The organism is Alphaproteobacteria bacterium, from assembly GCA_041396705.1.
Classification (GTDB): Bacteria; Pseudomonadota; Alphaproteobacteria; order CALKHQ01; family CALKHQ01; genus CALKHQ01.
On the sequence record JAWKYB010000018.1, the window covers coordinates 104,495 to 115,417 of the forward strand.

A 10,923-nucleotide genomic window follows, 5' to 3' on the forward strand; every position below is an offset into this window, starting at 1 on the left:
CGGCGGCGTGACGATTTCGCGACAATCGTCCTTGCGCGCCTCGGCCGGGATGTGTATATAGGCGGTCTGTTCGGCGTGCGCCCGAACCTTCATGGACATGATGTCTCGCCAGCCGGCTCAGCCTGGGCTGTTTCGGTGGCGGGTCGGTTTGTGTCCGTGCTTGGCGCGACGGCCGTGGCTATTTGACATTGTGATGGAGAGATGGAAGGGATGCGCGGGCGGCGGCTTTGGTGCATGGGGCGCCATGGCGGTTGTTTGTCGCATTTCTGGATGCGTACGTTTTCTTGTGCTTTTGGTTTGGGCTATTGGGGTTTTGGCTTCTTTGGTCTGGGCTTGGGGCACGGGGGAGACAACTGTCGGGTGACCTTGATCGATTGAGCTGGGTTTGTTTGGTGCTGGGCGACTGGTGCTGGATGGGTCTGGCGAGGTTGAACCTGAGAGTTTGATCCTGGCTCAGAACGAACGCTGGCGGCGTGCTTAACACATGCAAGTCGAACGGGATCCAGGCTTCGGTCTGGTGAGAGTGGCGCACGGGTGAGTAACGCGTGGGAACCTGCCTTGAGGTACGGAATAACGCCGGGAAACTGGCGCTAATACCGTATGAGCCCCTTCGGGGGGAAAGATTTATCGCCTTGGGATGGGCCCGCGTCCGATTAGCTCGTTGGTGGGGTAATGGCTTACCAAGGCTTCGATCGGTAGCTGGTCTGAGAGGATGATCAGCCACACTGGGACTGAGACACGGCCCAGACTCCTACGGGAGGCAGCAGTGGGGAATATTGGACAATGGGGGCAACCCTGATCCAGCAACGCCGCGTGGGTGAAGAAGGCCTTCGGGTTGTAAAGCCCTTTCGACGGGGACGATGATGACGGTACCCGTAGAAGAAGCCCCGGCTAACTTCGTGCCAGCAGCCGCGGTAATACGAAGGGGGCTAGCGTTGTTCGGAATTACTGGGCGTAAAGGGCGCGTAGGCGGACCGCTCAGTCAGGGGTGAAATCCCGGGGCTCAACCTCGGAATTGCCCTTGATACTGGCGGTCTTGAGGACGGGAGAGGGTCGTGGAATTCCCAGTGTAGAGGTGAAATTCGTAGATATTGGGAAGAACACCGGTGGCGAAGGCGGCGACCTGGACCGTATCTGACGCTGAGGCGCGAAAGCGTGGGGAGCAAACAGGATTAGATACCCTGGTAGTCCACGCCGTAAACGATGTCGGCTAGACGCTGGGCAGCAAGCTGTTCGGTGTCGGCGCTAACGCATTAAGCCGACCGCCTGGGGAGTACGGCCGCAAGGTTAAAACTCAAAGGAATTGACGGGGGCCCGCACAAGCGGTGGAGCATGTGGTTTAATTCGATGCAACGCGCAGAACCTTACCAGCCCTTGACATGGGGGTTTTGGGTCTCGGAGACGGGATCCTTCAGTTCGGCTGGGCCCCACACAGGTGCTGCATGGCTGTCGTCAGCTCGTGTCGTGAGATGTTGGGTTAAGTCCCGCAACGAGCGCAACCCTCGCCCTTAGTTGCCATCGGTTCGGCCGGGCACTCTAGGGGAACTGCCGGTGACAAGCCGGAGGAAGGCGGGGATGACGTCAAGTCCTCATGGCCCTTATGGGCTGGGCTACACACGTGCTACAATGGCGGTGACAATGGGCAGCGATCCGGCAACGGTGAGCTAATCTCCAAAAGCCGTCTCAGTTCGGATTGTCCTCTGCAACTCGAGGGCATGAAGGTGGAATCGCTAGTAATCGTGGATCAGCATGCCACGGTGAATACGTTCCCGGGCCTTGTACACACCGCCCGTCACACCATGGGAGTTGGCTTGACCCGAAGCCGGTGTGCTAACCCTGATCTTCGGATTGGGGAGGCAGCCGACCACGGTGAGGTCAGCGACTGGGGTGAAGTCGTAACAAGGTAGCCGTAGGGGAACCTGCGGCTGGATCACCTCCTTTCTAAGGATCGGATCCGGTTGCCGCTTCGGCGGCAGGGGATCCGGTGCTTCAATCAGGCGTGCCGAGGCCGCCGTCTGCGTATCCCTTCCATCGGGAACCCGTGTCCAGGCTGTTTGGCCTGGCGGTATGGCCGTTTGGCGGCCTTGTTTGGGCGGTCTTGTCTGGGCGGCCCGGCTTGGGGCGGTCCGGTCGGCCGTGGCCCTCGGGGGTGTAGCTCAGCTGGGAGAGCGCCGGCTTTGCAAGCCGGAGGTCATCGGTTCGATCCCGTTCACCTCCACCAGGGCACCTCCACCAGGGCACCTCCACCAGGGCACCTCCACCAGGGCACCTCCACCAGGCGGCGCCGTTGCCGGAGAGAGGCTGTCGGAGCGGTGCTGGCGGAGAGAGGCTGGCGGCGGGCGGGACGAGAGGGCTACGGGCCTGTAGCTCAGTTGGTTAGAGCGCACCCCTGATAAGGGTGAGGTCAGAAGTTCGACTCTTCTCAGGCCCACCACTTGTCGCGCCGGCCAGGTGCGAGGCGGGTTCGGCGGGCGCGGGTTGCGGAAGCGAGCGGCGAGGGGACGGAGGGGTCCCCTGGCTCCTGGCTTCGGTACGAAGCGGGGATTGTCCGGGCGGCATGCCCGGCGGGTTGTTTGACATGGTGAATCGGAACAATGGAACAGGCGGCATCGTGCCGGACCTGGGCGGATTGGCGGCGTGTCCTTCGGGGCGTGCGGCTGGGCGCTGCGGGAACGGCGGGATGGGCGTCTGTTCAACGAGGTCTTGCAAACAAGCCGCATGCATCGCGTTGCATGCCGTGCTGGATCGGCAGGCCAGGTTCGCGTGACGGCGCGGCCCTTCGGGGGCGTGCGGGCGTGCGGGCCGGCGGTCGGGCTGGCTGGTGTGGCGGGATGCGGGGCGTGTCTGCGTTCTGGTCTTCGATCTGGGCGTGGATGCGTTTGGTTTGCTGGCAAGCGTTTTGGTAAGGGCATCTGGTGGATGCCTTGGCGCTGAGAGGCGATGAAGGACGTGGCACTCTGCGAAAAGCCGCGGGGAGGGGAGAGCACCCTTTGATCCGCGGATCTCCGAATGGGGCAACCCGACTTCAGAAGATAGAATTTAAGGGTTTGGTGATGGTGGCGGTTGCGTAAGCCCGCTCATCCGGCCCAAGCACCCTTCGCGGGTAGGCTTGGGGTGGTTGGCCAGTTATTCTGGTCAGGGGCGGGAGCGGGCTGGTGCCGGCGCAAACGCAAGTTTGCGCTTCACGGAACTCTTAACTCTATCTTCTGGCGGTCATCTTGATCTGAATCCATAGGGTCAAGAAGCGAACCCGGGGAACTGAAACATCTCAGTACCCGGAGGAAAGGACATCAACCGAGACTCCGTTAGTAGTGGCGAGCGAACGCGGACCAGGCCAGTGGCGATCGAGAGAGAACAGGAACCGTCTGGAAAGGCGGACCACAGGGGGTGACAGTCCCGTACTGGTAGTGTTCTCGATCGTCCTCGAGTAGGGCGGGGCACGTGAAACCCTGTCTGAACGTGGGGGGACCACCCTCCAAGCCTAAGTACTCCTCAGCGACCGATAGTGAACCAGTACCGTGAGGGAAAGGTGAAAAGCACCCCGACGAGGGGAGTGAAACAGTTCCTGAAACCGGATGCCTACAAGCAGTCGGAGCGGGCTCACCTACGGTGAGCCGCACAGACTCTTTCCAGACATCTCGTTCCCCGGCCGGATGGTCTTCGGATCTACGGCCAAGGCCTTGGCCTTGCGGGGGTTGCGCCAATCCGAAGCCCCGCGAGGGGCTGAGGCAAGCGCGACCGCGCGCCGGCGCTTATGCGCCGAAAGCCAAGCGGGCCGGATGGCCCGCGCCCGGCGCTTGAGGGAACAAAGGGAAAGAGGGGTCGCCGGAGGCGAGCCCGTGACGGCGTACCTTTTGTATAATGGGTCAGTGAGTTGGTCTGGCGAGCAAGCTTAAGCCGGAAGGTGTAGGCGCAGCGAAAGCGAGTCTTAACAGGGCGGATGAGTTCGTCGGATCAGACCCGAAACCGGGTGATCTAGCCATGGGCAGGTTGAAGGTGCGGTAACACGCACTGGAGGACCGAACCCACTGACGTTGAAAAGTCAGGGGATGACCTGTGGCTAGGGGTGAAAGGCCAATCAAACCCGGAGATAGCTGGTTCTCCGCGAAAGCTATTTAGGTAGCGCGTCGCGTATTGCCTGCGGGGGTAGAGCACTGGATGGGCTAGGGGGCCGCGAGGCTTACCAAACCTAACCAAACTCCGAATACCGCAGAGCAGAGCGCGGCAGACAGTCCTTGGGTGCTAAGGTCCAGGGACGAGAGGGAAACAGCCCTGACCGCCAGCTAAGGTCCCCAAGTTGTGGTTAAGTGGGAAAGGAAGTGGGAAGGCCAAGACAACCAGGAAGTTGGCTTAGAAGCAGCCATCTTTTAAAGAAAGCGTAATAGCTCACTGGTCTAGGCAAGCCGTCCTGCGCCGAAGATGTACCGGGGCTCAAACCACACACCGAAGCTGCGGGTTCGGACGCTTGCGTCCGAGCGGTAGCGGAGCGTTCCGTAGGCCTGCGAAGGGACACCTGTGAGGGGTCCTGGAGGTATCGGAAGTGCGAATGCTGACATGAGTAGCGACAAAGAGGGTGAGAAACCCTCTCGCCGCAAGTCCAAGGGTTCCTCAGCAAGGCTAATCCGCTGAGGGTGAGCCGGCCCCTAAGGCGAGGCCGAAAGGCGTAGTCGATGGGAACCAGGTTAATAGTCCTGGGCCAGTGGAAAGTGACGGATGGCGTGTATCGTGCGGGCTGATCGGATTGTCCGTGCGGTGAAGCCGTTCCAGGAAATAGCTTCCACGTATGACCGTACCCGAAACCGACACAGGTGGACTGGTAGAGTATACCAAGGCGCTTGAGAGAACGATGTTGAAGGAACTCGGCAAAATGCCCTCGTAACTTCGGGAGAAGAGGGCCCGGTCCTTGGGCAACCAGGGGTCGGGGGCACAGACCAGGGGGTGGCGACTGTTTACTAAAAACACAGGGCTCTGCGAAGCCGCAAGGCGACGTATAGGGTCTGACGCCTGCCCGGTGCCGGAAGGTTAAGAGGAGAGGTGCAAGCTTTGAATCGAAGCCCCGGTAAACGGCGGCCGTAACTATAACGGTCCTAAGGTAGCGAAATTCCTTGTCGGGTAAGTTCCGACCTGCACGAATGGCGTAACGACTTCCCCACTGTCTCCAACATCGGCTCAGCGAAATTGAATTCTCCGTGAAGATGCGGAGTTCCCGCGGTCAGACGGAAAGACCCCGTGCACCTTTACTATAGCTTTGCAGTGGCGTTAGAGGGTGAATGTGTAGGATAGGTGGGAGGCTTTGAAGCGCGGCCGCCAGGTCGCGTGGAGCCACCCTTGAAATACCACCCTTTCGTTCTCTGGCGTCTAACCGCGGCCCGTGATCCGGGTCCGGGACCCTGCATGGTGGGTAGTTTGACTGGGGCGGTCGCCTCCCAAAGAGTAACGGAGGCGCGCGATGGTGGGCTCAGGCTGGTCGGACATCAGCTGTTGAGTGTAAGGGCACAAGCCCGCCTGACTGCGAGACTGACAAGTCGAGCAGAGACGAAAGTCGGTCCTAGTGATCCGGTGGTCCCGCGTGGAAGGGCCATCGCTCAACGGATAAAAGGTACGCCGGGGATAACAGGCTGATCTCCCCCAAGAGTCCACATCGACGGGGAGGTTTGGCACCTCGATGTCGGCTCATCACATCCTGGGGCTGGAGCAGGTCCCAAGGGTATGGCTGTTCGCCATTTAAAGTGGTACGTGAGCTGGGTTTAGAACGTCGTGAGACAGTTCGGTCCCTATCTGCCGTGGGTGTACGAGACTTGCGAGGCGCTGTCCCTAGTACGAGAGGACCGGGATGGACGCACCTCTGGTGGACCGGTTGTGGCGCCAGCCGCATCGCCGGGTAGCTAAGTGCGGACGGGATAACCGCTGAATGCATCTAAGCGGGAAACCCCCCTCAAAACCAGGTCTCGCCTGAGAGCCGTGGTAGACCACCACGTTGATAGGAAGCATGTGGAAGCGCGGTAACGCGTGAAGCTGAGCTTTACTAATCGCTCGACAGGCTTGCCAGATCCCGGACGGGCCCTCATCAGCCGATGAGACCCCGGCCGGCCAGACCATCCATGCACAGATCCAAGACCAGAAGACACACGCCCCGGGACCCGATCCCGGCCGGCCGCAGGCCCCCAAGGGCCCGCACGCCAAGACCTCGTCACACCGACACACCCCCCGCCATGCAGGCGCCAAACCCAGCCCGCCAAGCGGGCGGGGCCGTGTTCCGACAGCCCGGTGGTCATAGCGAAGGGCCCCCACCCGATCCCATCCCGAACTCGGCCGTGAAACCCTTCCGCGCCAATGGTACTGCGTCTCAAGACGTGGGAGAGTAGGTCGCCGCCGGGCCCTCCGAACACAGCCCCAAAAAACTCAAATCCCCAAACCCATTGTTCCGAAACGCCAAACCAACCCAATACGCCCTCTCACGCGGGGTGGAGCAGCCCGGTAGCTCGTCAGGCTCATAACCTGAAGGTCGCAGGTTCAAATCCTGCCCCCGCAACCACCTCTAATTGCTCACACAAAGCCCGGACCTCGCGACCGGGCTTTGTGCTGTTGCCGGTCTCGCACAGCGCCAGGATCCCCGCGAGCGCGCCGTAGAGGTCGATCCGAAGCTCGCCGCCCTCCGGCTTCAGCTCCATCTTCTCCACCAGCGCGCGGACCTGCTCCATCGCCTGATGGCCCTGCGCAGGATCGGCCAGCGCCTCGTGCAACGCGGCCACCTTCTGCCGGTAGACCTCGGCCAGGTTGGGATGCAGCCGGGGCAGTGGCGTCCCGGCTTGATCGAGTTTGGTCTTGAGGGCCTGCTGGCGCTCCTCCAGGTCGCGCATGCGGGCGTTGAGCACGCGGGCGTCGCCGCCGGCGAGTACCGCGTCGACCAGCCGCTCCAGCTGCCGGTCGATGCGGGCGATCTCGCTGCGCATCGCTTCCTGCTCGGCGTCGGCGTTGCCGCGCAGCCGGTTGAGCTCGGCGTGGAACTCGCTGACGAACACCTTGAACAGCTCGGGGTCCATCAGCCGGGCCTTGAGCCCGTCGAGGATGGTCGCCTCCAGCGTGTCGCGGCGGATGTTGAGGCGGTTGGCGCAGGTGCCCTTGTTGCGGGCGCTGGCGCAGCCGAGCAGGCTCTTGCTGATCTGGACGTAGCCGCCGCCGCAGACCCCGCACTTCACCAGCCCGGAGAGCAGGAAGCGCGGCCGGCGCCGCTCCCACGGCGGCCGCTCGGCGTTGCGGACTGCTGTCTGAGGGCCCAGGGCGACCGCCTCCTGGCGCGCCCTGACCGCGTCCCACAGCGGCTGCGGCACGATCCTGAGGTCCGGCTCGTCGCGGACCACCCACTGCTCGGGCGGGTTCAGCCGCGAGACGCGCCGACCGGTGTCGGGGTCCTTATTCGGCTCTGACCCAATCTCGGTGCACACTGAGGGTTCATCGTTCGGCTCCGATCAATCGGGCGCGAAGAAGATCGAGATTGGCACGGCCATACATCTGCCGCTTGACGAGCTTCAGCTTGGTGATCTGGCCTTCCGTCTGTCCGTTTGACCAAGGCTCAGACAGCGCGGCGGCGACCGCGGGTCTGTCCGACAGTCTGTGTAAGCATTGCAGCGGGCATTTTCGATTTTCGGTCTCAGCGCGCTGAGACCGAAAATCGGTCGGCAAACAGAATGGCAAACTGCCCCATCGCGGCGGTCCATTCAATCGGACGCTTCCAATGGATGCCGGCGTTGCGGATCGCCAGGAACAATAGCTTGGCCGCCGCCTCGTCGCTCGGGAAGCTGCCGCGGGTCTTGATGATCTTGCGCAAGCTGCGGTGCAGGCTCTCCAGCGCGTTGGTGGTGTAGATCATCTTGCGGATTGCCGGCGGGAAGGCGAACATCGGCACGACGTGCTCCCAGGCCCGCCGCCAGGTCGGGCCGATCGCCGGGTAGCGCGCGCCCCACCGGGCCTCGAACTCATCCAGCCTGGCCGCCGCCGCCTCGGCCGTCTCGGCGCGGTAGATCGCCCGGATATCGGGCATCACCGAACGGCGGTCCTTCCACGACACGAAGCTCAGCGAGTTGCGGATCAGGTGGACGATGCAGGTCTGCACCGTCGTCTGTGGGAAGACGGCGCCGATCGCCTCCGGGAAGCCCGCCAGGCCGTCGACCACGGCGATGAGGATGTCGGCGACGCCGCGGGTCTTCAGCTCGTTCATCACCTTCAGCCAGAACTTGGCGCCTTCCGTCTGCTCGATCCACAGCCCGAGCACCTCCTTGTCGCCGTCGGCCGTGATCGCCAGCGCGACGTAGACCGCCTTGTTCCTGACCAGGCCCTCGTCGCGGATCTTCACCCTGAGCGCGTCGAAGAACACCACCGGATAGAGCGGGTCGAGCGGCCGGCTTTGCCACTCCCGCACCTCCTCGAGCACGGCGTCGGTCACCCGGCTGATCAGGTCCGGCGACACTGCGATGCCGTAGAGCTCCTGCAGATGGCCCTGGATCTCACGCACCGTCATGCCACGGGCATAGAGCGACACGATCCGGTCGTCGAAGCCGTCCAGCCGCCGCTCGCCCTTCGGCACGATCAGCGGCTCAAATGTGCCGTTGCGGTCGCGCGGCACCGCAAGGTCCACTTCGCCGTCGTCCGTCAGAACCGTCTTCGCCGAGTAGCCGTTGCGGCTGTTGCCCGTGCCGCGGCCGGCCGGGTCCCCCTTGTCGTAGCCCAGATGCTCCGCCAGCTCGGCGCCGAGCGCTCGCTCCAGCAGCGCCTTCTTCAGCTGCCGGAACAAACCCTCCTCGCCAAGCAGGTCATCCGGCTTCTCGTAGCCGGCCAGCAGCTCGTCAAGAAGCTCAGGTCGCAGTATCGGCATCGCAGGCCCCTCCAACCACTACATCTTGGGCCCGCTGCACTCACTTACACAAGATACCGGACACTCTCCTTCAGCCCGTCGACGCCGTGTTGCCCATTCCGTGACGACACGCAAGCTGCCCTTGAAGCCAGCGCGCTTCAGGCGGCGCCAGAGTTCGGCACCATTTCGGCAGCCGGCAGCCCACTCCTCGTTCAGCCTGACGAGCCATGGCTCCAACGAGCTCTTGCGAATGCGGAATACGTCATCTCTTTCGCCGCGCACCACCCGGCGAACCACCTGCCGACTGCAGCCGGTGCGGCGCACGATCGCCTTGATCGGCGTTCCTGCGTCGAAGAGGACGAGAATGGTCCGATTGGTCTCCTCGCGGCGGAGAAAGCCTTCGTACTGGATGCGCTCGGCGCAGGTCAAAAGCGCGGGGTTGATCTCGGTCGCGCCGAGCGCCTGACGGATCGATCGCATCGATCTGCGTACCGCGTCGAGGAACGCGCTGCTCGCATTCTCCATCAGATGCCAACGATCGGCGACCTGCCGCGCTTCGGGCAATGCCCGGCTGACGGCCGGTCCATAGGCGCCGCCGCGATCTCGCGACACGACGCGGATGGCAGGCCGCGCCGTGAGCCAGGCCTCGACCGTCGCGGCCTCACGGTCAGGCAGCACGTCGATGATGCGCCGCCGCTCAAGATCGCAGACGATCGTTCCATAACGGTGCCCGCGCTTCCATGCCCAATCATCGATGCCCACGATCCGGGGTGTCGCCGGCTGCGCAATGGTTGGGGACCGTACTGCCCGAAGCAGCGTGTCCTTGCTGACGGGGAACAAGAGCCGCCGCGCGAGACTTTGACCTGGGCGGCCGCCGAGGGCGAGGCCGAGATGACGGACAATGCCCTGCAGCCGTGAGGTCCGCCGCGCAAAGGGTTGCGTGATTCCGCCGTCAAACCGCTCGGCGAAGATCTTCCTCCGGCAACCGGCACCGCCGCATCGGAACCGTCTGGTCTCCAGGCGGATCCGGACCCGACGACCATGCGCCGGCAGGTCGGCCAGGCACCGCAAGTATCGGCTATGGACCCGCCTCGAGGCGCGACCACACGCAGGACACTCGGATGCCGCCGATCGCGACCGCGCAACGGCGACAATCTCGCCGCCATCAATCGCGACATGTTCGACCCTCAGGCCCGACGGCAGCAGTGATTGAACGTGACAAACTTGGCGCATGGCCAGGCTCTCCCACATATTGAGCGCACCATATAGCTGCGCCACAATATACAGGGCATCCTGCACCGAAATTGAGTCAGAGCCCTTATTCCACGCCGATCCACACCTCGCGTCGCTGCTGTCCACATGCATAGGGTGAATCCCAGCGCGCCGCGTCGGGGGAAGCCCCTTTCTCAAACGCATTCTAAGCGTGGACGGGAACGGTGTCCCAAGCGACGGCCCGATGCTAGCGTAGACCCATGAAGCACCATGTCGTCCGCGAGCCCGAAGGCCCTTACGAGCGTGGAGACATGGTGCCCGCGCATCTGCCGGGCAGCCCCGAACAGCTGCGCGTGCTGGACCTAGTCGAACAGCTCGACATGGAGATCTCTGATACCCTCGGCCTCAAGAGCGGGCCGCAGGGCCTGAAGATGATTCTGTACCTGTTGCGCAGCCACTTTCTGGGCCAGGTCGCGACAACCTCTTCTGCGGTCGCCGCATCGGGCATGAGCTACGGCTCCGCCATGCGCCTGGTCGACCGGCTGCGGGCCTCCGACCTGGTCATGATCCGACCGCGCACCCGCAGCGGCCGCTCGTTCTCGTTGCATCCGGCCGATGAGCTGCTGCGGCGCTGGAGTCTGCTCTCACGTCAGTTGCAGGAGCATCTGACGAGCTTCGTTGCCGAGAGCGCCCCCAGCCGACCCGGCGGCTTCGCCGCCACGGACGGGCGCATCATCGGACCGCCGGTGGTTCTCGACCGTCGCCTGGACGCAGGTTCGGGCCTGCGGCTGTTGCTGCACGCCGACCCGACGTTTACGGCGATGAACACGTTGAAGCGGCAGGTCGAGCTGATCCTGGGG

The 10,923-nt window shown here is 63.2% G+C and carries 4 protein-coding genes, 3 tRNA genes and 3 rRNA genes; 8 read left to right on the forward strand and 2 right to left on the reverse strand.

Features of this window, described 5'->3' with window-relative positions; genetic code table 11:
- Positions 1–430 precede the first annotated feature (430 nt).
- From R3F55_22310 to R3F55_22340, 7 genes are all read left to right on the forward strand, one after another.
- Positions 431–1,941 (forward strand): 16S ribosomal RNA (locus tag R3F55_22310).
- 204 nt (positions 1,942–2,145) lie between these two features.
- Positions 2,146–2,221, forward strand: a tRNA-Ala gene (locus R3F55_22315).
- A 136-nt stretch (positions 2,222–2,357) separates the two neighbouring features.
- A tRNA-Ile gene (locus R3F55_22320) sits at positions 2,358–2,434 on the forward strand.
- A 454-nt stretch (positions 2,435–2,888) separates the two neighbouring features.
- Positions 2,889–6,050: ribosomal RNA gene (locus tag R3F55_22325) — 23S ribosomal RNA — on the forward strand.
- A gap of 213 nt (positions 6,051–6,263) precedes the next feature.
- Positions 6,264–6,378, forward strand: a 5S ribosomal RNA gene (gene rrf / locus R3F55_22330).
- Together the 16S, 23S and 5S rRNA genes with 3 tRNA genes alongside form the textbook arrangement of a ribosomal RNA operon.
- An 80-nt stretch (positions 6,379–6,458) precedes the next feature.
- Positions 6,459–6,535, forward strand: a tRNA-Met gene (locus tag R3F55_22335).
- A 7-nt stretch (positions 6,536–6,542) separates the two neighbouring features.
- Positions 6,543–7,427 (forward strand): hypothetical protein, encoded by an 885-nt coding sequence (locus tag R3F55_22340; GenBank protein ID MEZ5670117.1) that lies wholly within the window; start codon positions 6,543–6,545, stop codon positions 7,425–7,427.
- A 224-nt stretch (positions 7,428–7,651) separates the two neighbouring features.
- On the opposite strand, the gene R3F55_22345 is transcribed toward R3F55_22340, so the two are convergent.
- Positions 7,652–8,872 (reverse strand): IS256 family transposase, encoded by a 1,221-nt coding sequence (locus R3F55_22345; GenBank protein ID MEZ5670118.1) that lies wholly within the window; start codon positions 8,870–8,872, stop codon positions 7,652–7,654.
- Positions 8,873–8,890: 18 nt separating this feature from the next.
- Positions 8,891–10,216 carry an ISL3 family transposase gene (locus R3F55_22350; GenBank protein MEZ5670119.1) on the reverse strand — a complete coding sequence of 442 codons (1,326 nt, stop codon included), beginning with the start codon at positions 10,214–10,216 and terminating at the stop codon, positions 8,891–8,893.
- A 107-nt stretch (positions 10,217–10,323) separates the two neighbouring features.
- On the opposite strand from R3F55_22350, the gene R3F55_22355 reads away from it, so the two are divergent.
- Positions 10,324–10,923: hypothetical protein (locus tag R3F55_22355; GenBank protein ID MEZ5670120.1), on the forward strand; the 600-nt coding region annotated here is incomplete at its 3' end.